General features: G+C 67.4%; 27 protein-coding genes. 15 read left to right on the forward strand and 12 right to left on the reverse strand.

Annotation, left to right across the window (positions count from 1 at the left end):
• Window positions 1-87 precede the first annotated feature (87 nt).
• Window positions 88-399, reverse strand: coding sequence for a hypothetical protein (locus ACCD06_RS19645; protein ID WP_413342820.1), 312 nt, complete (start codon window positions 397-399; stop codon window positions 88-90).
• Window positions 400-576: 177 nt separating this feature from the next.
• On the opposite strand from ACCD06_RS19645, the gene ACCD06_RS19650 reads away from it, so the two are divergent.
• Window positions 577-1,101: a hypothetical protein gene (locus ACCD06_RS19650; RefSeq protein WP_413342822.1), complete on the forward strand. Its 525-nt coding sequence runs from the start codon at window positions 577-579 to the stop codon at window positions 1,099-1,101.
• Between the two features lie 93 nt (window positions 1,102-1,194).
• Window positions 1,195-1,842 carry a hypothetical protein gene (locus ACCD06_RS19655; protein ID WP_413342824.1) on the forward strand — a complete coding sequence of 216 codons (648 nt, stop codon included), beginning with the start codon at window positions 1,195-1,197 and terminating at the stop codon, window positions 1,840-1,842.
• On the opposite strand, the gene ACCD06_RS19660 is transcribed toward ACCD06_RS19655, so the two are convergent.
• Complete coding sequence (locus ACCD06_RS19660; RefSeq protein ID WP_413342816.1) at window positions 1,758-2,966, reverse strand: IS256 family transposase; 1,209 nt, start codon at window positions 2,964-2,966, stop codon at window positions 1,758-1,760. The genes ACCD06_RS19655 and ACCD06_RS19660 overlap by 85 nt on opposite strands.
• A gap of 183 nt (window positions 2,967-3,149) precedes the next feature.
• On the opposite strand from ACCD06_RS19660, the gene ACCD06_RS19665 reads away from it, so the two are divergent.
• Genes ACCD06_RS19665 through istB form a run of 5 tightly spaced genes read left to right on the forward strand, consistent with a single transcriptional unit; the run spans window position 3,150 to window position 7,217 of the window.
• Window positions 3,150-3,467: a tyrosine-type recombinase/integrase gene (locus ACCD06_RS19665; protein WP_413342826.1), complete on the forward strand. Its 318-nt coding sequence runs from the start codon at window positions 3,150-3,152 to the stop codon at window positions 3,465-3,467.
• Complete coding sequence (locus ACCD06_RS19670) at window positions 3,464-4,453, forward strand: tyrosine-type recombinase/integrase (RefSeq protein ID WP_413342828.1); 990 nt, start codon at window positions 3,464-3,466, stop codon at window positions 4,451-4,453. Before ACCD06_RS19665 ends, ACCD06_RS19670 begins: the two co-directional genes overlap by 4 nt.
• Window positions 4,450-5,463 (forward strand): tyrosine-type recombinase/integrase, encoded by a 1,014-nt coding sequence (locus ACCD06_RS19675; protein ID WP_413342830.1) that lies wholly within the window; start codon window positions 4,450-4,452, stop codon window positions 5,461-5,463. Before ACCD06_RS19670 ends, ACCD06_RS19675 begins: the two co-directional genes overlap by 4 nt.
• Window positions 5,445-6,455 carry a Mu transposase domain-containing protein gene (locus ACCD06_RS19680; RefSeq protein ID WP_413342832.1) on the forward strand — a complete coding sequence of 337 codons (1,011 nt, stop codon included), beginning with the start codon at window positions 5,445-5,447 and terminating at the stop codon, window positions 6,453-6,455. The genes ACCD06_RS19675 and ACCD06_RS19680 overlap by 19 nt, the downstream gene beginning before the upstream one ends.
• Before the next feature lie 9 nt (window positions 6,456-6,464).
• Window positions 6,465-7,217, forward strand: coding sequence for an IS21-like element helper ATPase IstB (gene istB / locus ACCD06_RS19685; protein ID WP_413342834.1), 753 nt, complete (start codon window positions 6,465-6,467; stop codon window positions 7,215-7,217).
• Between the two features lie 570 nt (window positions 7,218-7,787).
• Here istB and ACCD06_RS19690 read toward each other — a convergent pair.
• Window positions 7,788-8,687 carry a LysR substrate-binding domain-containing protein gene (locus tag ACCD06_RS19690; RefSeq protein WP_413342836.1) on the reverse strand — a complete coding sequence of 300 codons (900 nt, stop codon included), beginning with the start codon at window positions 8,685-8,687 and terminating at the stop codon, window positions 7,788-7,790.
• Between the two features lie 105 nt (window positions 8,688-8,792).
• Here ACCD06_RS19690 and ACCD06_RS19695 point away from each other — a divergent pair, with 105 nt between their 5' ends.
• The 8 genes from ACCD06_RS19695 (at window position 8,793) to ACCD06_RS19730 (ending at window position 17,130) form a co-directional block, all read left to right on the forward strand.
• Window positions 8,793-9,980 (forward strand): trans-sulfuration enzyme family protein, encoded by a 1,188-nt coding sequence (locus tag ACCD06_RS19695; protein WP_413342838.1) that lies wholly within the window; start codon window positions 8,793-8,795, stop codon window positions 9,978-9,980.
• 70 nt (window positions 9,981-10,050) lie between these two features.
• Entirely contained in the window at window positions 10,051-11,106 is a 1,056-nt protein-coding gene (locus tag ACCD06_RS19700; protein ID WP_413342840.1) for an amino acid ABC transporter substrate-binding protein, read from the forward strand.
• Between the two features lie 37 nt (window positions 11,107-11,143).
• Window positions 11,144-12,289 carry an amino acid ABC transporter permease gene (locus ACCD06_RS19705; RefSeq protein WP_413342843.1) on the forward strand — a complete coding sequence of 382 codons (1,146 nt, stop codon included), beginning with the start codon at window positions 11,144-11,146 and terminating at the stop codon, window positions 12,287-12,289.
• Window positions 12,290-12,315: 26 nt separating this feature from the next.
• Window positions 12,316-13,407, forward strand: coding sequence for an amino acid ABC transporter permease (locus ACCD06_RS19710; protein WP_413342845.1), 1,092 nt, complete (start codon window positions 12,316-12,318; stop codon window positions 13,405-13,407).
• Complete coding sequence (locus ACCD06_RS19715) at window positions 13,407-14,189, forward strand: amino acid ABC transporter ATP-binding protein (RefSeq protein ID WP_413342847.1); 783 nt, start codon at window positions 13,407-13,409, stop codon at window positions 14,187-14,189. The genes ACCD06_RS19710 and ACCD06_RS19715 overlap by 1 nt, the downstream gene beginning before the upstream one ends.
• A gap of 102 nt (window positions 14,190-14,291) precedes the next feature.
• A complete protein-coding gene (locus ACCD06_RS19720) occupies window positions 14,292-14,762 on the forward strand; it encodes a DUF2946 family protein (RefSeq protein WP_413342849.1) in 471 nt (156 codons plus the stop codon).
• 61 nt (window positions 14,763-14,823) lie between these two features.
• Window positions 14,824-15,357, forward strand: coding sequence for a YcnI family protein (locus ACCD06_RS19725; protein WP_413342851.1), 534 nt, complete (start codon window positions 14,824-14,826; stop codon window positions 15,355-15,357).
• A gap of 105 nt (window positions 15,358-15,462) precedes the next feature.
• Window positions 15,463-17,130, forward strand: coding sequence for a copper resistance protein CopC (locus ACCD06_RS19730; RefSeq protein WP_413342853.1), 1,668 nt, complete (start codon window positions 15,463-15,465; stop codon window positions 17,128-17,130).
• Window positions 17,131-17,164: 34 nt separating this feature from the next.
• On the opposite strand, the gene ACCD06_RS19735 is transcribed toward ACCD06_RS19730, so the two are convergent.
• The 9 genes from ACCD06_RS19735 to ACCD06_RS19775 all read right to left on the reverse strand — a co-directional run bounded on the left by ACCD06_RS19735 (window position 17,165) and on the right by ACCD06_RS19775 (window position 26,649).
• Window positions 17,165-18,070: an energy transducer TonB gene (locus ACCD06_RS19735; protein ID WP_413342855.1), complete on the reverse strand. Its 906-nt coding sequence runs from the start codon at window positions 18,068-18,070 to the stop codon at window positions 17,165-17,167.
• A 161-nt stretch (window positions 18,071-18,231) separates the two neighbouring features.
• On the reverse strand, window positions 18,232-20,412 hold the full coding sequence (locus ACCD06_RS19740) for a TonB-dependent receptor (RefSeq protein WP_413342857.1): 2,181 nt from the start codon (window positions 20,410-20,412) through the stop codon (window positions 18,232-18,234).
• 138 nt (window positions 20,413-20,550) lie between these two features.
• Window positions 20,551-20,931 (reverse strand): DUF2946 domain-containing protein, encoded by a 381-nt coding sequence (locus ACCD06_RS19745; RefSeq protein WP_413342859.1) that lies wholly within the window; start codon window positions 20,929-20,931, stop codon window positions 20,551-20,553.
• 162 nt (window positions 20,932-21,093) lie between these two features.
• Window positions 21,094-21,489 carry a DUF1636 domain-containing protein gene (locus ACCD06_RS19750; protein WP_413342861.1) on the reverse strand — a complete coding sequence of 132 codons (396 nt, stop codon included), beginning with the start codon at window positions 21,487-21,489 and terminating at the stop codon, window positions 21,094-21,096.
• Between the two features lie 6 nt (window positions 21,490-21,495).
• Complete coding sequence (locus ACCD06_RS19755; protein WP_413342863.1) at window positions 21,496-22,281, reverse strand: ABC transporter ATP-binding protein; 786 nt, start codon at window positions 22,279-22,281, stop codon at window positions 21,496-21,498.
• Window positions 22,281-23,279, reverse strand: a complete 999-nt coding sequence (locus ACCD06_RS19760; RefSeq protein WP_413342865.1) for a FecCD family ABC transporter permease — start codon at window positions 23,277-23,279, stop codon at window positions 22,281-22,283. Before ACCD06_RS19760 ends, ACCD06_RS19755 begins: the two co-directional genes overlap by 1 nt.
• Window positions 23,280-23,282: 3 nt before the next feature.
• Entirely contained in the window at window positions 23,283-24,149 is an 867-nt protein-coding gene (locus tag ACCD06_RS19765; protein ID WP_413342867.1) for an ABC transporter substrate-binding protein, read from the reverse strand.
• Window positions 24,137-24,721, reverse strand: a complete 585-nt coding sequence (locus tag ACCD06_RS19770) for a hypothetical protein (RefSeq protein ID WP_413342869.1) — start codon at window positions 24,719-24,721, stop codon at window positions 24,137-24,139. Before ACCD06_RS19770 ends, ACCD06_RS19765 begins: the two co-directional genes overlap by 13 nt.
• A 26-nt stretch (window positions 24,722-24,747) precedes the next feature.
• On the reverse strand, window positions 24,748-26,649 hold the full coding sequence (locus ACCD06_RS19775) for a TonB-dependent receptor plug domain-containing protein (RefSeq protein WP_413342872.1): 1,902 nt from the start codon (window positions 26,647-26,649) through the stop codon (window positions 24,748-24,750).
• Between the last annotated feature and the right edge of the window lie 165 nt (window positions 26,650-26,814).

Below are 26,814 nucleotides of genomic sequence, written 5' to 3' on the forward strand. Positions count from 1 at the left end.
ACCAGCCAACAGCGACGCCAAGCGTGGTTCCGCTTGGTCAAAGAGGCGAATAATCAACTGGAAACGCTGAAAGCACAAGGGCACCCATCAAGAAACGGGCTGATTTGCTGATTTGATCACCAGTGCCAGAATGAACGAAGCATTTGGCTGCAGATTCCGACTGAAAGCGGCCACGGTTTCCGACGCGAAAGCGGCCAGTGTTCCGATCGCAAGCCGGCCGGCATTCCGATTTGAAGGCGGCCACCATTCCGACATGAAACCGGCCACCCTTCCGCTGAAGGCGGCCGGCACCATCGTCGGCATGATGATGGCGTCTTCCCCGCGAGGAGAGCTTCCATCAAGCACCGCCTCCTGATCCAACCGACAGGAGGAGCGGATGCCAGCCTTGAGGCTTTCCATGCGGCAGATCCGTGAATTGTTTCGCCTGAAGTTCGGCAGCCTGCTGCCGACCAGCGATCGCCAGATCGCAGCCCAGCTCGGTGTCGCGCGTAGCACCGTGGCGGAGTACCTGGATCGCGCCCATGCCGCTGGCCTGTCCTGGCCTGGCCACTGCCCCCCGACCTCAGCGATGCCGAGTTGGAAGAGCGGCTGTTCGCCCGTCCGAACATTCGCCCCGGCGTCCGCCGGCGCCCGGAACCCGACTGGGCGGCCATGCACCGCGAACTCAAACGTCCGGGCGTCACGCTGATGATCCTATGGGAGGAGTACCGTGCTACCCATTCCGACGGCTACGGCTACAGCCGCTTCTGCGAGTTGTACCGGGAGTTCGAGGCGCGGCTCGCCCCCAGCATGCGCCAGCCCCACCTGGCCGGCGACAAGGTCTTCGTCGACTACTCCGGCAAGACGCTCCCCATCCGCGACCCCGCCACCGGCGCCGTGCGGCCCGCCCAGCTCTTCATCGCCGTGCTGGGCGCCTCCAACTACACCTACGCTGAGGCGACCTGGACCCAGACACTGCCCGACTGGATTGGGGCGCATGTCCGCATGTTCGAGGACCTCGGCGGTTGCCCGCGCCTGATCGTGCCGGAATATGTGCCCGGACACATATTCCGGCTTATGTGCCTCTCGGCGATATGTGGCGTGGGCTTTGAAAGAGCCTGAACGGCAACGATGGCCTGTTCGTCGAAGGGAACATAACGTCACACTCCTGCAGGAGCGCAACCTTCGCCGGTTCGATACGGAATGGAGGTTGTCATGCTGGAGCGGTACTTTATCCGTCCCGATACGGTCGACCGCATTCGGGCGTGTTGGATCGGCGAGCCCATCGAACGATACGTCGGCTGGCTCGCCGAGCAGGGGTATGCAGCGCGCAACGTGCTTCGGCGTGTGCCGATCCTGGTCCGGTTCGGCACCTTTGCGGCGAGCCGGGGCGCGACCCGCTGGGACGAGCTGCCGGCACATGTTGATGCTTTCGTAGCCGACCAGCTGCAGGCGCGCGGCGAACACGCGGGTGACGCGGCCCAACGTAAGACCGCGTTCGGTGTCCGCAACGTCGTTGAGCAGATGCTGAGGGTCGCTTTGCCGAACCACGCCGCGGCAAGCCGTCGCCCCCATGCGCCCGATCCGTTCACCCGACAGGCCCCCGGCTTCTTCCCCTATCTGCGCGAGGAACGCGGCCTGCGCGATGCATCGATCCACCATTACGGCCATTACCTGCGTGGCTTCGAGGGATATCTCGAGCGCATCGGCTGTCGCGGAGATCTCGGTCACGTCCGTCAAGGTGGTGGAAATTGGAGGGTGGTCAGGAGCGTCGTCGGTCAGGCCGCCTTTGCTGAGGGAAGTGGCGTGATGGCGGGCTCGTCGGGGGCGGCGATACCGGCCATGGTCTCGAGCGTCAGGTAACGATGCTGGAGCTGCCAGTCATCATTTTGCTCCAGCAAGATCGCGCCGACGAGCCTTCGAACACTTTCCTCGTTCGGGAATATACCAACAACATCAGTGCGGCGTTTGACCTCCTTGTTGAGACGTTCAAGAGGATTCGTCGAGTGTAATTTGGTGCGGTGTGCCTCGGGATAGTCCATGTAGGCGAGCACGTCATGCTCGGCGTCGTCGAGCAGTGCTGCGACCTTGGGAAAGCGCGCCCGCAGCTGATCGGCGACATGGCGCCAGACCTCACCGGCGGTCTTGCGGTCGGGCTGCACGAAGACTTGGCGCACGGCGGCCGATACCACGGTTTGCTGGCCCTTGGGCACGTGGCAGAGCAGCGAGCGGAGGAAATGAACACGGCACCGTTGCCATGTCGCGCTCAGCACCTGGCTGATCGCCGCCTTCAGCCCCTCATGGGCATCGGAGATCACCAGCTTGACGCCTTTCAGGCCGCGGCGCACGAGGCCGCGCAGGAACTCAATCCAGAAGATCGCCGCTTCCGATTGCCCGAGCCCGAGGCCGAGGATCTCGCGCCGCCCATCCTGATTGACGCCGGTGGCGATTATCGCGGCGATCGACACGATGCGGCCGCCCTGGCGGACCTTCAGGTAGGTGGCATCCAGCCAAAGGTACGGCCAGTCCCCCTCCAGCGGACGCTCCAGGAAGGACTGCACACGCTCGTCAATTTCCTGGCACAGCGCTGAGACCTGGGACTTGGAGATGCCGGTCATGCCGAGCGCCTGGACGAGATCATCGACCTTGCGGGTCGAGACGCCCTGAATCCACGCTTCCTGGATGACGGCGGTGAGCGCCTTCTCGGCGGTTTTGCGCGGCTCCAGGAAAGCCGGGAAGTAGGAGCCCTGGCGCAGCTTGGGGATCTTCAGGTCCAGCGTGCCGAGTCGGGTGTCGAGCTGGCGCGGGCGCGAGCCGTTGCGGTAAGTGGTGCGCGTGTCGGTGCGTTCATGGCGAGCGGCGCCGATCAACGCCTCGACCTCGAAGTCCATCAGCCGGTGCAACGTGTACTCGGCGACTGAGCGCAGGAAGTCGCCGTCCGTGCTCTTCTGGATTTGCTCGATCAGTGCCATTCTGTCGTCGGTCATCGTCGTGTCCTTGGTCGTGGTCGCGTGTTGCAACTTGACCTTACCGAAGATGCGCGATGACCACCTCCTGCCGCCGAACACACCGCCTGCGAGGCGGAGGATCGGGCTGGGGCCGGGCTACGCTGTGTGGGAGCTTCGCCCGGCCCCAGCCCGATCCTTCATGGGCGTTTTTCCACCACGCCCATGGACGTTACCCGCCCGGCAATCGCCGACCGCCATCTGTTCTTGCGCCATCTCGCGCCACAGCGGCCCTTGACCCACGCTGCGGTCTCCAGCGTGGCCAGCCATTACCTGCACAAGGCGGGTATCCCGGTGCGCCGCGCCGGATCGCATACGCTGCGCCACACCTGCGTGCAGCGCCTCGTGGACGCCGGTTTCCCGCTAAAGACCATCGGCGATTACGTCGGCCACCGTTCGGCCTCGTCGACCGAGATCTACACCAAAGTGGCGCTCGAAACACTCCGCGACATCGCTCTGGGCGATGGGGAGGCTCTGCCATGAGGTCCGTCAACCTTACCCTGTCCAGCCCCCTGGCCGAGCCGATCCGGCGCTTTGTTGCCTACAAACGGGCCTTGAACCGACGCTTCGCGACCGAGGAGCGGACCCTCGTTCTGCTCGATCGCTATCTTGTCGAGCAGGGCATTGGCGAACTTGCCGGCGTGACCCCGGCCGTACTCGACGCCTTCCTGATAAGCCGGCCACGGCACCAACCGCGCAGCTACAATCACCTTCTCGGCGTGGTCCGGGGGCTATTCGATTGGATGGTGCAGCAGGAGATGCTCGCAACCTCGCCGGTCCGGCAACGGCCGCGCCGCACGACGGCCCAACGCATTCCGTACCTGTTCGACCTGCCGCAGGCCGGCCGCCTTATCGAGGTGGCGGCGGCGCTACCGGACCGCAACAAGGCGCCCCAGCGCGGCCCGACCTACGCCACCATCTTCGCGCTCCTCTACGGGCTCGGGTTGCGGGTCGGCGAAGTCGCGCGGCTCACGCGGGCGGATGTCGATCTACAATACAATGTACTCGTCATCCGCGACACCAAGTTCGCCAAATCCCGCTTCGTCCCGTTCGGTCCGAGCATGGCGGCGCGATTGAGGCGCTATCTCGAGCTCCGGGAGGGTGGCTCGGGACCTATGGCCCCCGAGAGTCCGGTCTTCTCCTTCACGGCCGGCCGGGCACTCCATCCGGGCACGATCAGCCAGACGTTCCACGCGTTGCTTCCCCGCCTCGGGCTGACGCTGCCTGCGGGCGTCGCGACGCCGCGCGTCCATGATCTGCGCCACAGCTTCGCGGTGGGCACCCTGCTGCGCTGGTATCGCGAAGGGACTGATCCGGCAGCCCGGCTGCTGCATCTGTCGACCTTCCTCGGGCACGTCAATCCGGCATCCACGGCCGTTTATCTGACGATCACGGCCGAACTGCTGGACGCTGCCAGCGAACGGTTTGCGCGTTTCGCCGCGCCGCTGTCTTCGGGAGGTGCGCCATGACCGCTCTCGGCCCGATCGTTTACACCTTCTTCGAGCGGCACCTGAAGGCGGAGAAGGGAGTGAGCCCAGCCTCGGTACACAGTTACCGCGATGGGCTCCGGCTGTTCCTCGCCTTTGTCGCCGACCAGCAAGGTCGCCCCATCACTCGCCTCGATACCGGTGACCTCACCGCGGAGCGGGTCCGAGAATTCCTCAGCCACCTCGAGGCGGAGCGTGGCAATCACATTCGGACCCGCAACCAGCGCCTTGCCGGGCTGCACACCTTCTTCCGTTACCTCGCCGGGCGAGCCCCGGAAACGCTCGCCGAGGCGGAGCGCGTGGCCGCCATTCCGCGGAAGCGGGTCCCCCCGCCCGGCACACAGTTCCTCGAGCGCGAGGAGATTGACGCCCTCTTCGCCGGCCTGCCGCAGAGCGGCAGCACCGCATTGCGGGATCGTACGTTGCTGCTGTTTCTGTACAACACCGGCGCCCGCGTGCAGGAGGTCGCGGATTTGAAGGTAAGTAACCTACTGCTGGCGCCCCAGCCGCGTGCCACTCTGCACGGCAAGGGCGGAAAGTGGCGGACCTGCCCGCTCTGGCCAGAGACCGCCCGGTTGTTACGCGCAGTGCTCGAGCAGCGGCCCGGCGCGGTGGCGCCGGAAGCCCCTGTCTTTGTTTCTCGGCACGGCAGTCCGCTCACCCGGTTCGGGATCTACAAGCTCGTCCGCCGGCACACTGCGGCTCTGAGGCCGGACCCGGCCGCCAACCAGCCGCAGCGGATTTCGCCCCACGTGCTGCGCCACACCACGGCAGTCCATCTGCTCGAAGCTGGCGTCGAGGTCAATGTCATCCGGGGCTGGCTCGGCCACGTCAGCCTCGATACCACCAACCGTTACGCAGAGATCAACATCCGCATGAAGGAGGCGGCCCTCCAAGTCTGCACGCCGCCAAATGGCGTTTCGGCGGCACTCCCCCGAAGCCCAGTCTGGCGGGACGATAAAAACCTGCTCGAATGGCTCGCCGCACTTTGAATATTATGTGGCCGGGTGCCAACGCCACCCGGCCGAATTTCCCACCGAACCGGCGTCCCGGCACATATCGCCGAGAGGCACATAAGCCGGACAACCTGAAAAGCGGCGTCCTCAAGGCTTCCTTTTACGACCCGGAGCTCAACCGCAGTTACGCCCACATGGCGCACGCCTACAGCGTCGGCATCCTGCCGGCGCGTCCGCGTCGTCCACGTGACAAGGCCAAGGTGGAAGCCGGTGTGCGCATCGCCCAGTACTTCATCCTCGGCCGGCTGCGCAATCTGCCGTTCTTCTCCCTGGCCGAAGCCAATGGCGCGATCGACCGGGTGCTGGAAGATCTCAACACACGACCCCAGCGTCGCCTCGGGCTCAGCCGCAGGGAGTTGTTCGAACAGCTTGATCGGCCGGCGCTGCGACCGCTGCCCGACACGCCCTACGAATACGCGGAGTGGAAGCTCGAGCGCGTCGGCCCTGACTACCATGTCGAGGTCGCCGGCTTCTATTACTCGGTACCGGCGACGCTGATCCGCCAGCAGATCGACGCGCGCCTCACCGCCACCACGGTGGAGTTCTTTCACCGTGGCCAACGGATCGCCGCCCATGCCCGCCGACACGGCGGCGAGCGCCACAGCACCGTGCCCGAGCACATGCCGGCGGCACACCGCCGCTATGCCGAGTGGAGCCCCGAGCGTTTCGAGCGGGACGCCGGCGACCTTGGCCCCAATACTGTGGCGTTGATCCGCGCCATTCTTGCCAGCCGGCCGCACCCGGAACAGGGCTTCCGCACCTGCCGTGGCGTGCTGAAGCTGTTCCGCGGCCCCAACCGGGCTCGCGCCGAGGCGGTGAGTGCCCGGGCGCTGAAGATCGGCGCCACCACCGCCGACAGCATCGCCTCGATCCTGCGCAACAACCTGGATCGGGTTCGCTCCACCGCCCGCCCTGAGGCGCCGGCGCTGGACCACGCCAACATCCGCGGCTCGCGGTACTTTCATTAGGAGCCCACCATGCTTTCCCATCCCACCTTCGACCAGCTCAGCGACCTAGGGCTGCACGGCATGGCCAAGGCGTTGCGCGAGATGCAGACCAACCGCGAGGCCGGCACCCTCAGCCATGAGGAATGGCTGGGTGTGCTGCTCGATCACGAGGTGACGCTGCGGCGGCAGAAACGCTTCGAAGCACGCGCCAAGAGCGCCCGTCTACGTCATCCCGCCGTGATCGAGGATGTTGATTTCCGGGCGCCGCGTGGGTTGGACCGCGCGCTGTTTCAGAAGCTGGCGACCTGCCGATGGATCCACGACCACCAGAACGTGATCATCACCGGGCCGACCGGCATCGGCAAATCCTGGCTGGCCTGCGCGCTTGGCCACCGTGCCTGCCGCGAGAACCTATCGGTACTCTACCAGCGGATGCCCCGGCTGTTCGAGACCCTGGCTCTGGCACATGGCGACGGCCGTTACGCCCGCCTGATGCGTGGCTTCGCCCGCGTGCGACTTCTCATCTTGGACGACTGGGGACCAGAGCCGCTGAACGCAGAGCAGCGCCGCGACCTGCTCGAGATCGTAGAGGACCGCTACAACGCCGGCTCCTTGCTGATCACCAGCCAAATCCCCACGGACCGCTGGCACGAACTCATCGGGGATCCGACGCTCGGAGACGCGATCTTGGACCGCATTCTTCACAACGCCTACCGCATCGATCTCACCGGAGATTCAATGCGCAAGCCGCGACGCCAGCCCGCCCTGGCCGACGGAGAGTGACGAGACCGCCGGGCGCCCCCGGAGCTCCACAGGCACCTCCCAGGCAAGCCGGCCGCTCTCCAGCGTGATGAGGCGCGCTCGCGGCCGGCTTGCCCGGGGCCCTCCTATGGATTCCGGGGACGCCCTCCACCTCGACATGATCATGGCGGCTTGACCCAACGCCATGCTCATGCGACACGAAAAACGCCTCGCGGGGATACGCCACCCCGGCCGCTTTCCTTCGGAACGCTGGCCGGCTTCAGTTTGGAACGGTGGCCGCCTTCAAATCGGAATACCCGGCCGGCTTCATCGGAATCTGCAATTTGGCGTCTTGTCGCTTCGCCACGCTGCGGAAACCGGGCCCAATCCCCCTCTACACCGGTTGCTCAGGAATCGCAAAGACGCTCTTGGTCCCGATTGAGTGCGGGGGATGCCGCGGCCGGTGGTTCGTCCGGCTTGGACGTCGGGGCAAACACCAGTTCGCTGACGTTGCGCTTCCACAGGCCGGCGTCGCGGATGCAGGACGGGCGACGTCGGCGCTCTCGTGGCAAGTGCTCCCGAACGCTGCTGTTGGCCTAAGCCTATTGAAGATCAGTCGATTGCGCCCGCTCCGGCAGATGAAAATGCCATCAGCTCTTTGATGCAGTCGGCGACAATGCGAGACGGGCGGCGGTTTGGCGGTAGCAGGAGCAGGGTGCGGGATCGGATCACCGGTTCGAATGCGCAGGCGACCAACCCCCGGCCGAGATAGGGTTCTGTGGTCAGTGGACTGACCAGGCCGCAGCCGATTCCGGCCTGCACCATGGCGCAGACCGTCGTCGAATAGGGTGTTTCCAGCACGATCTTCGGCATCACGCCGTGGGCGGCCAGCACCCCATCCAGCCGGCGACGCGCAGTGTCCTCCGGCGCGAGGGCGATAAAGGGCGTGCCGTGAAGATCGGCAGGATGCAGAACCTTGCGCTCCGCCAGCGGATGATCGGCGGGAACCGCGATCACCAGACGCTGCTCCATGAACAGCGTCGCATCCACCCCCGTCACGTCGATCTCGTCCGCCGCCAGCCCAACATCGAACTGGCCGGAGGCAATCAGGTCCTTCACCACCGACGACATGCGTGCCTGGACGGTGATCGACACATTGGGATGACGCAGCTGGAAAGCCCGCAATGCTTTCGGAAGAATGGTGGTGCTGATCGCCGACTGGCAGGCGACCCGGATTTCGCCGGATCCGAAGTCGCGGATGCGGGCGGCAGCGGCGCGCAGGTGGATCAGACCGGCAAAGGACGACGACACCTCCTGGAAGAACAGCCGCGCCTCCTCCGTCGCGATCAGGCGCCCCTTGGCGCGGTGGAACAGCGAAAAGCCGATTTCCCGCTCCAACTCCTGGATCGTCTTGCTGATGGCGGGCTGCGAAATGCGCAGCACCTCGGCAGCGCGCGACGCGGTGCCGTTGGTCATGACGGCGTGGAACACCTCGACCTGCCGCAAATTCATCGTGGTCTCCCTATAATCTGGGAGAATAAACTACCTGAAAATGGATATTGGACGAAATAGGGCTGGTGGCGTCAAATCGGGGGCGTCAGTCAAAGGACGCTCTCCATGAAAGATCTCACCCAATGCGTGGTGAATCCCTCGGTTGCCACCGAAGGATTCGACAGCCTCAGCGTGCCCGTTCATCGTGGATCGACAATCGTGTTCGCCAATGCCGAAGGCTACGCGACACGCGGCGACCGCGGGCACACCGGCTATACCTATGGCCTTTACGGCACCCCAACGACCCGGACGCTGGAAGCCAAGCTGACGGCACTCGAAAATGGCGCCTGGACCTTCCTTCTGCCGTCGGGGCAGGCGGCCAACAGCTTCGCCGTTCTGCCCTTCCTGCAGGCAGGTGACAGGATGCTGATCGCCGACACCTCCTATCCGCCGGTGCGCGACTTCGCCAACCGCGATCTGGTCAAATTCGGCATCGACGTTGACTATTACGACCCGACCTCCGTCGCCGACCTTGAACGGCGGATCGACGGACGCACCAAGGTCGTCTGGTGTGAATCCCCCGGCTCCACCACCATGGAGGTTCAGGACCTGCCGGCCATCGCCGCGGTGGCGCATCGCCACGGCGCCCTGGTCGGCTGCGACAACACCTGGGCCACCCCGCTGAACTTCAAGCCGCTGGACCATGGCGCCGATCTGGTGACCGAAGCGCTGACGAAGTACGTCGGCGGCCATTCCGATCTGCTGATGGGGTCCCTCACCGTGCGGGACGAGTCCCTGATCGCGCCGATCCGCAGCGCCCTCGGCCGCTACGGGATCGGCGTGTCGCCTGACGACGCCTCTCTGGTGCTGCGAGGGATGGAGACGCTGGGCGTGCGGATGCGTCAGGCATCCGACGGGGCGATGGCGCTGGTCGAACGTCTGGCGGGTCATCCGCTGGTGGAAGAGGTGCTGTATCCGGCACTTGCCGGCTCGCCCGGCCATGCGGTGTGGAAGCGCGACTTCCTCGGAGCCAGCGGCGTCTTCAGCGTCGTGTTCACGCCGGCGGCGACGCCACATGTCCAGAATGCCCTCGACGTGCTGCGCACCTTTGCCATCGGCGCCTCCTGGGGCGGAACCCGCAGCCTGATGGCACCGATGCCGGTCAAGCGCAACCGCACCGCCCGCCCCTGGGCCGGAGAGGATCTGATCCTGCGCATCAGCGTCGGGCTGGAGGACCCGTCCGACCTCCAGGACGACCTCACCGCCTTCCTCGACGACATCGCTGCACGGACGACCAAGGCCGAGGCCGCCTGACGGCGGCGGACACGCACTGCCGACAATGGCGGGCGAACAACAAGCAAGACGACGAACAGGGGTTTCCCGCATGACCGAACAGACATCCGGCTGGCGCCGCGCCGCCCGCCTCGCCATGGCAACAACCGTGGCAGTCCTGACGCTTGGCTCGGCGACCACGCTTCCGGCAATGGCCGGCCCCACCCTCGACGCCGTGAAAGCCCGTGGCAAGGTGATCTGCGCCGCCAGTTCCGGCACCATCGGCTTCAGCGCGCCGGACGACAAGGGCTATTGGCGCGGGCTGGACGTCGAGACTTGCCGCGCCGTGGCGGTCGCCGTGTTCAACGACAAGGACAAGGCCGAATTCGTGCCGCTCAGCGGCCAGCAGCGCATTCCGGCCCTGCAGAGCGGCGAGATTGACATTCTGCCCCGCACCTTGACCTGGACGATCCAGCGCGACGGCAACGGCATCAACTTCACCACCCCCAACTACTACGAGTTCACCGGCTTCCTGATGCCGAAAAACCTAGGTGTCACCAAGGTTCAGGACATGAAGGGCGCGTCGGTGTGCGTGCAGACGGGCTCGACCACCGAAGTGGTGGTGAACGATGTGTCCCGCGAGCATCAGCTCGAGCTGACGACCGTGGTCTTCGACAGCGTGTCGGCGCTGCGCCAAGCCTTCTTCTCTGGCCGCTGCGACGCGCTGATCACCGACGCGGCGGCACTCGCCTCTATCCGTGCCACCCAGGCGAAGAACCCAGCCGACTACGTCATCTTCCCGGCCACCCCCTATATGGATGCGCTGACCCCGGCGGTGCGACACGGCGACGACCAATGGATGGACATCGTCAACTGGTCGTTCCAGGCATTGACCGCGGCGGAGATGTTCGGCATCACCCAGGCCAACATCGACCAGAAGCTCACCTCAAGCGATCCCCGCATCCGCCGCTTCCTTGGGCTGGAGCCCGGCAACGGAACGGGGCTCGGGCTGGACGACAAGTTCGCTTACAACATCGTCAAGCAGCTCGGGAATTATGGTGAGGTTTTCGACCGGAATCTCGGTGCCGGCAGCCCGCTGAAGATCGACCGCGGCTACAACCGCCTGTTCCGCGACGGCGGGCTGATGTTCCCGCTCGCCTTCCAGTAAACCCTGCGCATCCACACAGCATCCAGGAGATCGGCCCATGCTCGCCGCCCTCTGGGACAGCCCACGCCTCCGGGCCTGGGTCGGTCAGGCACTTCTTCTTTTCCTCTTCATCGGGACCCTGGTCTGGCTCGCCGGCAACACGGTCGAGAATCTGGCTGTCCGCAGCATCCGGGTCGGCTTCGATTTCCTCGCCCGGCCGGCCAACTTTCCGATATCGGAAAGCGTGATCCCCTACAGCCCTACGGACAGCTTCGCCTGGGCCTATGTGGTTGGGATCGGCAACACCCTGATGATCTCGGCTCTCGCCATCCTTTTCGCAACCCTGCTCGGCCTGTTCGTCGGGCTGGCGCGGCGGGCGGCGCACCCGATGCTGTCGGGGGTGGCGGGGGTCTTCGTCACCGTGGTCCGTAACACGCCACTGATCGTGCAACTGCTGTTCTGGTACGCGCTCGCCACCACGGCGCTGCCGGCGCCGCGCAACGCCTTGCACCCCCTGCCCGGCATCTATCTGTCGCAGCGCGGTCTCTATCTGCCGGGCATCGAGTGGAGCGGCAACGGCTGGGCCTTTGCGGTGGGAACGACGGCCAGTCTCGCCATAGCGGCCTTGGCGGCTCGACGGCAGCGCCGGCAGGGTCGACAAAACCGAACGGCGCGCGCCCTGCCCGCCGGCGGTGCTGCGGCCGCCATCCTGCTCCTGGCTTGGACGACCAGCCTCGGCGCGGCGGTGAGCCTGCCGGAGTTGCGCGGCTTCAACTTCACCGGCGGGATGCGGCTGTCGCCGGAATTCGCGGCGCTGATGGTCGGGTTGGTGCTCTACACCTCCGTCTTCATCGGCGAGATCATCCGCGGCGGCATCGACGCCGTCGGCCGCGGTCAGTGGGAGGCCGGGCGGGCGCTCGGCCTCAGCGAGCGGCAGACCCTCATGCGGATCGTCATGCCCCAGGCATTGCGGGTCATCATCCCACCGCTGACCACGCAGTATCTCTCGACGGTGAAGAACTCCACCCTGGCGCTCGCCGTCGGCTTTCCAGAGCTGGGGCTGGTGATCGGCACCGTCATCAACCAGACCGGCCAAGCGCTGGAAAGCATCGGCATCCTGCTCGCCGTCTACCTGACCATCGGTAGCGCGGTGTCGCTGCTGATGAACTGGTGTAACGCCAGAACCGCCCTGGTCACGCGATGAGCCGGCCGATGGGAGAGTCCCAGATCATGACCATGACGACGACTGCCATCCCCGCCGCGGCACCGGACGGCCCGCCTAGACGCCGCCGCACCCCCATCCTGCAGATCCTGTTCGGCGACCTGATCGCAGCGGGCCTGACCGTACTCACCGGTGCTCTCGTCCTGTCGCTGCTGCCGGCGCTGCGCTGGGGCGTGCTGGACGCCGTGTGGAGCACGGCCGATCCCGGCCGCTGCGGCGTCGGCGGCGCCTGCTGGGCCTTCGTCGCCGCCAAGATCCGCTTCATCCTGTTCGGCGTCTATCCCGCGGACGAACAGTGGCGCCCGCTGGCGGTGATCGGGCTGGTGCTGGCCATGGTGCTGGTGTCGCTGCCACCGCGGCACTGGGGACGCCGCCTGCTGGCGGCCTGGGGCGTGGCAGTCGGCGCGATGCTGGCGCTGATGTGGGGCGGCTTCGCCGGCCTGCCTTTCATCTCCACCGCCAATTGGGGCGGCCTGCCGGTGACGCTGCTGCTGGCGATCCTGTCCCTCGGGTTGGGTTTCCCGTTCGCCGTCACGCTGGCGCTCGGCCGCCGCTCCAAGGTGCCGGTCCCGCGTTTCCTCTCGGTGCTGGTGATCGAGACGACCCGCGGCATGCCGCTGGTCGGGCTTCTCTTCATCTCCTCGATCATGATGCCGCTGCTGCTGCCGGCGGGCTGGTCGGTCGACAAGCTGGGCCGCACGCTGGCCGCTCTGACCATCTTCGCCGCCGCCTATCTGGCGGAGGTGATCCGCGGCGGCCTGCAGGGTGTCCCCGACGGACAGATGGAGGCGGCCCGCGCGCTGGGCATCCCGGTGTGGAAGGCGGTGTGGCACGTCGCATTGCCGCAGGCGATTCAGAAGGTCATCCCGCCGCTGACCAACACCGCCATCGTGATGGTCAAGAACACCAGCCTCGTGCTGATCGTCGGCGTCTTCGACATGCTGAGCGCCGGGCGCACCGCCGCCTCTGACCCCGTCTGGCCGGCCCCCTATGCCGAAGGCTACCTGTTCGTGGGGGCGGTCTATTTCCTCATCTGCTTCGCCATCTCGCTCTATGCCCGCTGGCTGGAAGGCCGCGTCCAGGAAAAGGACATCCGCTGATGACCACCCCCGCAGTCGCCGCCCCGATCGCCGCCCCAATCGCCGTAGCAAGCCCTGCCATCCAGATCGAGGAAGTCGACAAATGGTACGGCACCTTCCAGGTTCTCAACCAGGTCAGCCTGACGGTGGCGGCGGGAGAACGCATCGTCGTCTGCGGCCCATCGGGGTCCGGCAAGTCGACGCTGATCCGCTGCATCAACCGCCTGGAGGAGCATCAGGCCGGCCGCATCGCCGTCAATGGGGTGGAGTTGACGGACAGCGTGCGCAACATCGATGCCGTCCGCCGCGAGGTCGGCATGGTGTTCCAGCACTTCAACCTGTTTCCCCATCTGTCGATCCTCGACAACTGCGCCCTGCCGCAGATGCTGGCGCGCGGCACACCGCGCCGGGAGGCCGAGGACCGGGCGATGCACCTGCTGCGGCGCGTCCGCATCGCCGAGCAGGCGGCGAAATTCCCCGGCCAACTTTCCGGCGGGCAGCAGCAGCGGGTGGCCATCGCCCGCGCCCTGTGCATGGAACCGCAGGTGATGCTGTTCGACGAGCCGACCTCGGCGCTCGATCCGGAGATGGTGAAGGAGGTGTTGGAGACCATGGTATCCCTGGCCGAGGACGGCATGACCATGATCGTGGTGACGCATGAGATGGGCTTCGCCCGCCGGGTCGCCGACCGGGTCGTCTTCATGGACGGCGGCCGGATTGTGGAGTGCGCGGCACCCGATGAGTTCTTCGATGCACCGCGCCACGAACGGACGCGCAACTTCCTGCACCAGATCCTCCATTGAAGAAGGTATGGGCAAATCGTCCTGCCACTGCCGAACAGCTTGACTGAGCGGGGCTGCACGTGGTCGATGGCTTCGGCCTTCCGCAAAAGGTGGCTCCCCCGTATGGCGACTTGCCAGACTGTCCGCAGCACGTATGCCACCGCGCGGTCCGGCGCTCCCGCCGGCATGGTCGGACTGCGCCGCGTGCTGGTTGGCTGGCTTGCTGTTCTGGCCCTGCTGATCCAGGTGTCGGTTCCCGATCTGGCCATGGCGGCACGGGCACGCGCCGGGTTGCCGGCTGGGTTTCTGACCGCCGCGACGGAGACCGACCATTGCGGCTCCACTCCATCCGATGCGCAAGTAGGCGGAGAGCATGATGGCCGGGCCGATGATGGTTCTGGCCACCCCGTCATGGAGCATGACGGCCTCTGCGCCTTCTGCCTTGCGCTCGGCATCCACGGCCTGGTTCCGGCCACAGCGGCTGTCCGGCCACGGGCTGTTTTCCCCAGGGAGGTCGCGGCACCGGCCGGCGCCGTCGTTCGGCCGGCCGACCATTTCCTGACTTGTCTCAATCCTCGCGCTCCGCCGGCGTGACGGCCCTCTCCCCGTCATCGCCGGACAGTTTCCGGATCATCAATCCGTTCAGGAGCGCATCATGACCCGCTTCACCACCCTGGCACTCGCCGCCGGAACCCTTTGTCTTGCCCTGACCGCCGGCAGCGCCAATGCGCACGTCACGTTGGAAACCCGCGAAGCGCCGGCCGGCAGCTACTACAAGGCGGTGCTGAAGGTCGGCCACGGCTGCGACGGCTCGCCGACCACCGCCATCCGCGTCCGCCTGCCCGACGGGGCGGTGCTGGCCAAGCCGATGCCGAAGCCGGGCTGGACCCTGGCGACCAAGGAAGGCCCCTACGCCCAGCCTTATGAGTCGCATGGCCGCAGCATCACCCAGGGCGTCATCGAAATCGCCTGGACCGGCGGCAGCCTGCCCGATGCCTGGTACGACGAGTTCGTCTTCCAGGTCGTGCTGCCCAAACAGCCTGCGGGCACCATGCTTTACATCCCGGTGGTGCAGGAGTGCGAAAAGGGCGCTCACCGGTGGATCGAAATCCCCGAAGCCGGCAAGTCGGCGGACGACTATCGTGAGCCGGCACCGGGCGTCAGGCTGACCGAACCCAAGCAGCACTGAAGCCCCCCGGCATCAGCCGGAGACGTGGGCTGCATGCCAGCCGCCGCGATGGCCGCGCGGCATGCAGCCCCTCGACCATGCTCACTGCGAAAGCGAGACATCCTCATGCGTCTCGACCCCTGTCGCACGCCCGCCGTCCCGCACATCATGGCGCTGGTTCTGCTGCTCATGCTCGCCGCAGTTCCGCGGAGCAGCTTGGCCCATGCTGTTCTGATGGAGTCGGCTCCGGCCGACGGTGCCAGCCTGACCGCGGCGCCAACCGCTGTGACGTTGAAATTCAACGAGCCCGTCACCCCCATCCGTATCCAGCTGCTCGACCAGCAGGGACGCGACATGGCCGACCCGCAAGGCGCGGTGGCGAAGAACGAGACCGTCCGCCTCACCCTGCCGCCGGAACTTCCAAATGGCCTCTATGTCGCCAGCTATCGCGTCACCTCCGCGGATGGCCATCCCGTCGCCGGGTCCTTCACCTTCGGGATCGGTGTGACGCCGCAATCCGTGACGGAAAGGCCGCTCGCCGACGACCCGTCGCGTGCCGCTGCCCTGGCAGGGCTTTTGCTGCGGGCCATGCATTATGCCGCCCTGCTAGCCGGAACCGGAGGCGGCCTGTTCCTGGTTCTGGTGTCGGGGCGCTGGGCACCACTCAACGACCGTCTGAAACCTACTCTCTGCCTGATGCTGCTGACAGCCGGGATGTCGGCGGTGCTGTTGGTGGGGGTAACCGGGGTGACACTGGCCGGCCGCTCCCTCGCCGACCTCTTGGCGGCTGGCTCGTGGACCACCGGCGCGGCGAGCAGCGTCGGCCTTAGTGCCGGCATCGCCCTGCTGGGCTTGCTGTGCTCCGCCTGCGGCTTGGCATTGGACACGCGTGCCGTGGCCGGACCGGCCCTGCTGGTGACGGGGGCGCTGCTGGGCGCCGCCTCGCTCGCCGCCACCGGTCATGCCGCCACGGCCTCTCCCCGGTGGCAGAGCGCCCCGCTCGTCGGCCTGCATGGGCTGATGGCCGCCTACTGGATCGGGGCGCTGTGGCCGCTGACCATGGTCCTGCGCCTGGAGCCGCCGGCCGAGGCGGCCAGGCTGGTCCGTCGCTTCTCGCGCTTGGCCGTCGGCGCCGTGGCCCTTCTGCTCGGGGCCGGCACCGTCCTGTCGGTGATCCAGCTTCGCTCCGTGGAGGCGATCCTTTCCACCGGTTATGGTTGGCTGTGGGCGGGCAAGATGCTGGCCGTTCTGCTTCTGCTCGGGCTGGCGGCGTGGAACAGGCTATCGCTGACGCCCGCGCTCGACCGCAGGGGCGGACAAGGCGGTCAGTCTCTGCGGCGCAGCATCACCCTGGAAATGGCGGCGGCCGGCACCGCCCTGCTGTTGACCGCGGCCTTCGCCCTGACGCCGCCGCCGCGCGCACTGAGCGCCGGTGGGGAAAAGCCACCCGCCGGATTTTCTGCCATCACGGTGAAGGGAGGCGTTGTCGCCCTCATTGACATCGTTCCGGCAAAGCCGGGGCGCAACGGCGTTCGGCTCCACCTTCAGGATGAGGACGGCAAGCCGGTTTCCGCCCGCGAGGTTACCTTGGATTGGGAGTTGCCGGACGCGGGCGTCGCCCCGCTGCGGCACCCCCTGACCAGTCTTGGTCCTGGTTTCTTCGGCATCGACGACATGACGCTGCCGCTGGCGGGTCGTTGGTCGGTGCGTCTCGACGTGCTGATCGACGATTTCGACAAGCGGATTTTCCGAACGGAGGTTGCGGTCGGCGAAGCGCCTTCGGATAGGAAGTGAAACGGCAGCGGTCGGTGAAAACCAGTGGCGCGCCTTATTGCAGGGAATACTGAACAGGAAGCGTGATGTCGATGTGGGTGCGGCCCATCCCGGCAGGAATGGGGGGAAGGGGGGACGCGCGCCGGATCATGTCCTCCGCCGCCTGGTCCAGGATCTCGTGACCGGACCCCTGGACGATCGACCAGCCCGTGATGGTGCCGTCGGAAACGATGGTGAAGCGGACCAGAACGGTGCCTTCCTGGCGCGTCAGGCGGGCAGGACGCGGATAGATCTTGTGCCGGGCGAGCCTCGCCTGAACGACGCCGAGATAATCGGCCGCCTCCCGGTCCGAACCACGGGATGGGCTGGAAGGTGGCGCTGCCGCCTGGGCCGGCTGCGCGGGTGCCGCTTGCACGATCCGGTCAACAGCGGGGGCCGGGCTGCTTGATCGGGGGCTGGCGACCGGCGGGTTTCTGGTGCGTACCGGCTTGGGCAAGGGACGGGGAACGGGGGCTGGGCGAGGCGGTTCCGGCTTCGGCGGCTCTGCCGGGACCGGCAAGTCCGCGCTCGGCACCTCGGCGCTGGGAGGTGTCGGATCCTCGACCGGAACCTCGGCGACCGGGGCGGGACTGTCGGCGACAGGCTGCGGGACCGATTCCACCGTTTGCTCGACCGGTTCCTCGGCAGGAGGATCAGGCGGCACCTCCCTCGCCGTCTCCACGACGGCTTCGGATGCCGATGGCGGTTCGACCGCGGCATCGAGAAAGGAAAGCTCCACCGAAACGACCGTCGGCGGGGTTGGTGGCGGTACGTGCAGGCTCGCCACCAGCAGGACGGTGACGGCATGCAGCGCAAGGGAGACCGGCAGAGTCCAGCGTGATGCACCGTTCGGCGAAGCCGACAGGGCACGTGCGCCATCAGCCGCCAAGCGGACGGCAATGATCGATCGGTGCGCAGGCATGGGATGCGCCTTTGACAGAGTGTGCGGGCGAACTGTCCGCCCCCACGGCGAAGACGGTGGCGGATCCCGGTGAGTCGGCGGACGGCTTGCAGGTTGGAAGCCCCCGGCCGACCTGGGCCGGGGGCGGACCTCAGCAGACGACGCTCACCTCACGATCCGTCTCAGAACTTCACCGTCATGCCGGCCATGAAGGAGCGTCCCGGTCCCGGCAGCGCTCCGACCGTGCCACGGCTTCCCCCCCCCCGGTAATCGGCATAGTCGACACCACCCAGCGGCAGATAATACTGCTGGTCGAACAGGTTCTCGACGCCGGCATCGATCCGAATGTTGCCCCACTCGTACCCCGTCCGCAGATTGACCAAGGCGTAACTCGGCGTCTTCGGCTCATTGCGCACTGCTTCCACCCGATCCTTGCGGGCGGTCGCCTGCACCTCAACGGCACTGTTCCAGCCGCCCAGCCGGTGCTCCATCGTCAGCAGGGCGTTGAGCGGCATCATGTGGTACAGCGCGTCGCCGGTGTCGAGGTTGCGGCCATGCACCCATCCGACCACTCCAGACAGGCGGAAGGCACCGATATCCTCGTCCTCGTAGACCCTGGCCGCCGCCGACAGATTGGCGCCGACGAGGACCGCATCATGGTTGGTGAAGCGCAACTTGACGAAGCCGTTACTCAGCGTGCCGATCCGCTCGACGTCGATGAAGTTCTGCACATAGGTGTAATAGGGGGTGAGCTTGACCTCCCAGGCCTTGTGGGTGGTGTCGTGCAGCGACAGGGTGGTGCTGAAGGTGTTGGCCACCTCGGGCTTGAGGTCGAGGTTGCCGACATAGCCGTTGGCGTCGCCGAACCAGCCGTTCATGCTGCTCGACATGCCGCCGGTACCCCAGGCGTAGCGCTCATACAGGTTGGGCGAGCGGGTCTTGCGGGCGTAGCCGGCTTCGATCGCGCTGGTGTCGGAGGGAGTGTAGCGGACCAACGCGGTCACGTCGAAATTGACGTCGGTGCGGGTATGGCTGCGGGCGTTGAAGGCCCTGGCGTCGGCCGCGTCCGGGTTGGCCATCGCCATCATGCCCATGCCCAGCCTGTTCTGCCAGGAATAGGGCTGCACCGCGCCGGTGTCCATCCACACCACGTCGTTGCGCGCGCCGAGCAGGGTCGTCCATTCCGGCGACCAGTTGGCCTCCCACTCGGCAAAGGTGCCGACGCGGTTGCGGGTGCCATCCTTGACGTTCCAGTAGGTCAGCGGCCCCATCATCATGCTGCCCGCCACCGGATCCCACCAGTCGTCCAGGCCGGTATGCCGGAACTCGTTGCCAACGCGCAGGGTGTCGCGCGCGGACAGCGGCAGAGTCGCCTTCACCGAATAGCCGGCGTCCGTCGTCAGCGTATCCATCGGCATGCCGCCGCCGGCGGTGCCGCCCTTGTCCTCCAGGAAGTTCATGGTGTGCCGGGTGCGGCGCCAGTTGGCGCGCGCGTCCAGCGTTCCCCAGTCGAACGTCCCTTCGTAACGGCCGTTGATGAAGGCGCTGTGGTTGTCGGTCAGGTCCATGCGCTGGGTGGGGAAACCCTGGTACGGCATGGTCTGGATGCCGGCCTGCAACGTGAGCTGATGCCCATCGCGCCGCGCCCCGAACGTAACGGCGTTGTCCTGAACGTTGTAGAGCGTTGAGCGGACGGTTTGGCCGCTGCCAGCCTTGTAGTTCTCGGCCCGGCTCCAGGACCCGTTGTAGCCGAGACTGAAGGTGTCGTTGGCAACGGACGCCTCGGCCGCCCCGGTCACGCCGCGACCGTTGGAGCGGTAGAAGGCCGACAGCTTGCCTTCCGTATGCAGCGTCTCACCGGGTGCGGCGAAGATCGGCGGCGCGCTTTCGACCGAGATGGTGCCGGAGAGGCTGTCGCCGCCGGCGCTGACCGGGGTGATGCCGGCCAGCACCTCCACCTTGGAGACGCGCATGGGGGAGATGGCGGACAGGGCCGGGTTCATCTGGTTGGGACAGGCGGGAGCGATTGGCGCGCCGTCGACCAACACGTTGACGCGGTCGGCGCCCAGTCCGTTCAGCGCCGGCAGGCTCGACACGCCGCCGTTGCCGTTCAGGCTGACGCCGGCCAACCCGCGCAGCAGAGCGGCGGTGTCGGCGGTGGAGAGACGACGGGCGGCCAGCCCCGGCTCGCCCAGCCCGTCACCAGACAGCGCGGCGCCGTCCTCCGGGCTGGCGGTGATGGAAATCGTAGGCAGGGACTGGACATCCTGGGCAAGGGCAGCGGTGGAGAGCAGGCCAGCCAGGGCAGCACTCGACAGCAGGGCCGCACGCAGAGCGTTGGCCGCAGCAAAACGCGACGTCATGACGATTCTCGATCTGAAGCCAGCCGACCGCAACGCCGCACAATCACGAGGGACGGCGTGCGAAGCTGGAAAGCGGAATGGGTGGCAATGGCGGTCGGGTGCGCGAAGCTCGCGCCCAGCAACTCCGCAATGCTGGCCTCAGACCGGCGGACCCCGAGCCTGGAGGGTGGACAGAAACCAACCGGCGGCGATCAGTTCGCCGGGCAACAGTTCGGGACTGTGGCGGCTGGCCATGGCGGGCACCATCCGCAAATCCGGCGGCGGCATCGCAAGTCCGCCGATCAGCGGGCACAATGGACAGGAGCCGCCAGACATAATTGGTTCGGTTTTGCCGGCCGCAGGGTCGCCGTCTGTTCCGTGATCGCTCCCCACTACGGTCTTGAACCCGTCGGGAGTGCAGATGACCATCCGGTCGCTGTCGGCCACGTTGGCGGACGAGATCAGGGCCGGCATCCAGGCCCAGGCAACAATCTGCAACAGCAACGCGATCGCGCCGGCCGCAAGGCCTGCCCGTCGCATGGGTCGCATCTTATCCCGGGTCCTGGTCATACAGATCCAGTAAGTGGTCTTGCGTGCGTGCCGGACACGCATCGGGTGAGGCACAATAGTCCAAGCACCACAGTAGGACTCAGCGGCATATTCGCGCAGGCGAGTGCATCCGGCGCCGGGGCGGCAGGCCGCTCACCGGTCGGGCGGCGCGGGAACACGCGCGACGAAGCGCCCTTTGATCCCGTCCGGCCAGTCCCTGTATGCGACGACCCCATTGTCGGTCGCGCCATAGGCCAGCAGGTAGCCGACAAGCGCCTCGACGGCCGACCGCTCGGGCGGCAGGTCGCCGAGAACGTACCCCATTCTCCCCGGCGAGCGGATATGGACGACGCAGGGCCGGCGGCAACTCATCAGGCAGCGCATGGTGCCGACGCGGACATTTTCGGCGCCGGTGGATGCGGCGGTGGATGTAAGGACACCCTCGAGCAGAGCTGCGAACATCGCTCCGGTCCAGCCGGCCTGCGGGTCCGCCGCGCCTCCGGTGCCAGGCTGGCGGCAGGTTTCACAGACGATCACGTCGATGGACATGGCTGGTCAGTCTCCGGATTGGATCAAGGTCGGGCATTGGGGAAGCACCACCGGGATGTCGGCGGCCCGCGTCACGGCGAAGGAAACGCCATAGGCCTCGCGCAGCAGGGAAGAGGTCAGGACCGTCGTAGCGTCTCCGGCGATCACGCGCCGGTCCGGCATCAGCAGGACGAGATCGTCGCAGCAGCGGGCGGCCAGCGACAGGTCGTGGAGCACGACGACGACGGCCCGTTGCCGTTCGACCGCTTCGGCCCGCAGCAGCGCCATGATGCGGAGCTGGTGGCCGGGATCGAGCGCCGCCGTCGGTTCGTCGGCGAGCAGGACCGGGGCGTCCGTCGCCAGGACCCTCGCCAGCATCACGCGCGCCCGCTCGCCGCCCGACAGAGTCGGGACCGTACGTGCTGCGAGCCCGGTCACACCGGTCGCTGCCATGACCCGCTCGACCGCGTCCTCATCCGTCTGCCCCGGCCGCCCGAGCGGACCGAGATGCGGCAGCCGACCGAGCGCCACCGTGCGGCGGACGCTCAGCGGCCAATGGACGTGATGGCCTTGCGGCAGATAGCCGAGCAGGCGTGCCCGCGCCCTGATGTCGGCAGGCAGCGGCCGTCCCTCGAAGCTGACGTCGCCGCCATGGGGCAGCAGGCCGGCGACCGCCCGGAGAAGGGTCGATTTGCCGACGCCGTTCGGCCCGATCAGGCCGGTGACGGCGCCACACCGGGCGGTGAAGCCGGCACCATCCAGGATGGGCCTCCCGCCCAGGCGCAAGGTGATTGCGGAAGCGGATAGCATCATCACCATGCCTCCCGGCGAACGCGCAGGATGAGAAGGAGGAAGAAGGGAGCGCCGACCAGGGAGGTCAGGACGCCCAGCATCACCTCCTGCGCGGTGGGGATCAGACGGGACGCCAGATCAGCCATCGTCACCAGCACCGCCCCGCCCAGCGCGCTCGGCAGCAGCAGGCGGCCGGGTTCATGCCCGACCAGGGGGCGCAGCAGATGCGGCACCACCAGCCCGACGAAGCCGATCGAGCCGGACACCGCCACCGACGCCCCGACCGCCGCGGCGCTGCCGCCGACAACGGCCAACCGCAGCCGGGCAAGATCGATCCCCAGGCTGCGGGCCGCATCCTCGCCCAGGGCCAGGGCATCCAGCCCGCGTCCGGTGGCGAGCAACAGACCGCCGCCGGCCAGGATGAAGGGAAAGGCGGTCAGCGCATCGGCCGGCGTCCGGTCCTTCAGCGATCCCATCAGCCACAGCAGCATCTCGGTGACCGCATAGGGATTGGGCGCGAGGTTCATCGCCAGGGAGGTGAGCGCGATGGCGAGACTGGACAGTGCGATCCCCGCCAGGATCAGGCTCAGGCTGCCACCGCCATCGCCGCTACGGGCGGCGACCGCCAGCACGATGCCGGTTGCCACCAGGGCGCCGGCCATCGCCATGGCGGGGAGCGCATAGGGCGACAGCGCCGCGAAGCCGAAATAGAAGGCGACGACCGCGCCCAGGCCGGCGCTCGCCGAAACGCCGATGAATCCCGGCTCGGCCAGCGGGTTGCGCAATAATCCCTGGAGCGCCGCGCCGGCGATGCCCAGCGCCGCCCCGACCTCGATCCCGAGGAGCAGACGCGGCAGGCGGATTTCCCGGACGACGGCGGCCGTCAAAGGATCGCCGTAACCGAAGACGCCGGCGATCACGCCGCTCAGCGGAAGCGGCGCATAGCCAATCGAGAGACCGGCCACCGATACCGCCAGCAGGGCGGCGGCCAGTCCGGACAGCAGAGGCAGAGTGCGCATCGATCAAGGCCCCCGGTTGGTTGAAGAGGACAGTGGAAACCGCCGCAGCCCGTCGGCCAGGGCTTCGGCCGCCTCGACGAGGAACCAGCCGCTGCACACCCAGCTCTTGCCGGGCACCGCCACGGCCGGGGTGATCGCCGCCCGGCGGACAAAGGCGGGATGCTCTCCGAAGGCGCGCCGCAACGACCGGTCGGGACTCTCGAAGAAGCTGGTCACCAGCAGCTCGGGCGGGTTGAGGACGAAGCGCTCCAGGTCGTAGCCGGTCCAGCCAGACCGTCCCTCGGCGGTCGCCTGGTTGGTGAGGCCGGCCGCCGTCATCACCTCGTCAACGAAGGTCCCGGCGGCGGCGCGGGCACCCCCCGGACGCAGGTAGAGCGCCGGCCGGCCGGCGCCGGCATTCTCCGACCGCACCGCGGCCAGCCGCCGGCGGACCGCGCCGTTCAGGATCGCGCCACGCTCGGGATGGCCCAGGGCCTCGGCGACCGTGGCCGTCACCGTCTCGATGTCCTCGAACCGCTCGACCAGCGGGATGCGGACCACCCGCACGCCGAACCGCTCCAGCAGTTCCACCGTCTTGTGGTCGCTCCAGGCATTGGCGAGAACTACCCCGACGCCGAGCGACAGGTAGGCCTCGGCACTCGGCCGGACCTGCCGGTGGCGGACGGCCTCGCCGGCCAGCAGCGACAGCCAGGGGTCGGCAGCCTGCGGTGACAGGGCGGCGATCTGGTCGGGATCGGCAAGCGCCAGAAGATACTGGTCGCCGCACACCGTGGCCGACGCCGCCCGCGGGCCGGCGGCAACGGCCATCCCCACCGGGATGGCCGTGCTCAGAAGACAGGCCGCGGTCAGGCGAAGGGTCAACCGGCGCACCGGAACCCCCTTCCGCTGCGGTCGAGCGGATCGGGCATCAGCCCGAGATAGCGTTGGCGGAATCCGTCCCACATCGACAGGCGGCTCCAGTCCGGCTCCTTCAGGATGCGGTCGTTCTCGCCGAGGAAGGGGTTGGGAAAGAACAGCGTCATCTGCTGGTCTCCCTCGCCGTTGAACAGCCGCAGGCCCCAGCTCCGCGGTGCGCCGTCGGCCCCCAGGACACGGTACATCTCGGCCCGCGCGGTCCGGCGGATGCGGGCAAGCTCCGGATCGACCGGGTTGCGCGGCGTGCCCCGGTGGGGGCCGATGCAGACATGGAAATGCCATGCCCCGAAATCGACGGTCAGGTAGCCGTCGAACAGCGACACCTTGCGCGGGGCATTGGGGGCACGGATCTCGAAGACGGCCCCCTGGACCAGCGTGCCGAACACGATGTCCCGCCACCAGACCTCGAAGGCATCCTTCAGCAGGGCCAGCAACAGATCCTGATCGGTCGGCAGAGCAAAGATCTCGACCCGGCCCATGCCGGGTTCCTCGACGATGTGCGAGGCCACGGAAAACGCGGTGCTCATGGAACGAACCTCCTGGGAAGGGGGGGTCAGAAGCGCGCCGACAGGCCGGCATAGGCCGAGCGGCTCTCCGCGGCGTGGCCGTAGACCTCCTCGTAGCGGCGGTTGAACAGGTTCTCGACGCGGCCATGCAGCGTCACCGCATCGGTCAGCTCGTAGGACAGCCGGAGGTCGGCGGTGAGGAAGGCGCTGCCGGTGCCGTAATTCTCAACCATGTCGCGATAGCGCAGGCCGAGATTGGCGTAGGCCGCCGGCAGGAAACGCCAGCCGACCGATGCGCTGCCCTGGTGGAGCGGCAGGTTGCGCAGGCGCTGCCCGGTGTTGGCGTTGACCACGCTCTGCCAGGAATAGGCGGCACGCAGGTCGGTGGTCGCGGTCGGTCGGGCGGCCAGTTCCAGTTCCACCCCCTGCGCCCTGGTGCGGTCGACGTTGACATAGCCGCCACCCGAACAGGCCGGGCTGGCCGCCGGGCCGTACAGCCAGTTGATCTGGTCGCGGGTGCTGGCCTGGAAATAGGTCGCTCCGGCGGTCAGTTGCCCGCCCAGCAGCGACTGGTCGACACCGGCGTCCCAGCCGCGGCTGCGTTCGGGCCGCAGGTCGGCCCGGCCATAGCAGGGATCGAACCGTTCGTAGAGCGACGGCGGCTGCCACGCCGTGCCATAGCTGGACCGCAAAGTGGTTCCGGTCTGCTCGATCCGGTAGGCGGCGCCGAGCCGCCAGGTTCCCGTCCCGCCATAGGCGCTGTGGCGGTCGCCGCGGATCGTCGCCGACAGGTCGAGCGGCGCCACCGGAGTCACGCCGACGGTGGCGAAGCCGCCGCCGCGCCAGTTGTGCGACCGCATGTCGGGCGCGAGCGGTGCGAAGCCCGGCGTGTGCTGTTCCATGCTTTCGCGGGTCGCATCGGCGCCGTAGCCCAGCGTCACCCGGTCGGACAGCTTGGCGTTCGCCGCATAGTCGAGACGGGTCTTGTGGCCGTCGTAGGTGTCGCCCCTGGTTCCCTCCCCCCAGTACTGCCGGGTGTTGGTGGTGTTGGCGACGCCGAAGCTGTGGACCAGCCTGCCGTCCAGGCTGTCGAGCGACCCGCCCAGCCGCAGGAACCGCTCGGTCTCGTCGCGCGACCAGTCGTTGTCGCGGGTGGCGGGATCGTAGGTCAAGCTCTTGCGCTGGTAGCGCGCCGTCGCCTCCAGACGCAGGTCCTCGGTTGCCTGGACGCCGATCCGGCCGGCGGCGGCCCATTGCCGGAACGGGTCCTTCTCCTGTCCGCCACGCCAGCGGCTGAAGTCCGAATAGCCGCCGGAGTGGGTTCCGGACAAGGAGGCGCGGTAGTCCGCCTTGTCCTGCGCCCCGGACACCGATGCGTTCGCCCGCTTGGTATCGAAGCTGCCGTATTCGGCGCCGACCCGGCCGCCGAGCGGGCCGGCCGGGCGGCGGGTGACGATGTTGACCACGCCACCGCCGGCATCCGGCCCGAAGCGGCCGGGCTGCGGCCCACGCAGAACCTCGATGCGCTCGATGTCGGCCGTGTCCATCTCGCCGGCCGGATATTGCGACTGCGACTGGCTGGTGTCGCTCATCTCGACGCCGTCGATGAAGAAGCGGGTGTTGCGTGGTCCCAACCCGCGCAGCCTCACGGTCTGGGCGCCGCCCGGCGCCTGCCGGCCCGACAGGCTGAGGCCAGGAACCAGCAGCAGCGCATCGTCGAGACGGCGGATCTGCTGACGTTCGATCTCCTCGCCGCCGATCACGCTGGAGGCGGTGGTCGCCTGCTCCTGCGGAACAGCCACATCCTTCGGCGCCGTGACCTCCAGAGGGGTGAGTTGAAGGTTGTCCGCCGATGCTGCGGCCGCGCCGGCCGCACCCCCGAGGCCGGCCCCCAAACCGGCCAGGGCGAACCGAAGGTGGAAACACTTGATGGAACGGCTTGTCTGCATGCTCTGCCACGTCCTGCTGCAGGCATGGAGGCGCGTTCGGACAAGCGGTGCGGCCGCAAAGCCGCCCGTCCGGGGCCACGCATCCATGCCGGCTCCGGAGACCGGAGCCGTTGAACGGGCGTTGCCGAACGGACGCCACGACGCGAGGCCCCGCGCCTGGAGAAC

Source organism: Azospirillum sp. CT11-132, assembly GCF_047302835.1.
GTDB lineage: Bacteria > Pseudomonadota > Alphaproteobacteria > Azospirillales > Azospirillaceae > Azospirillum.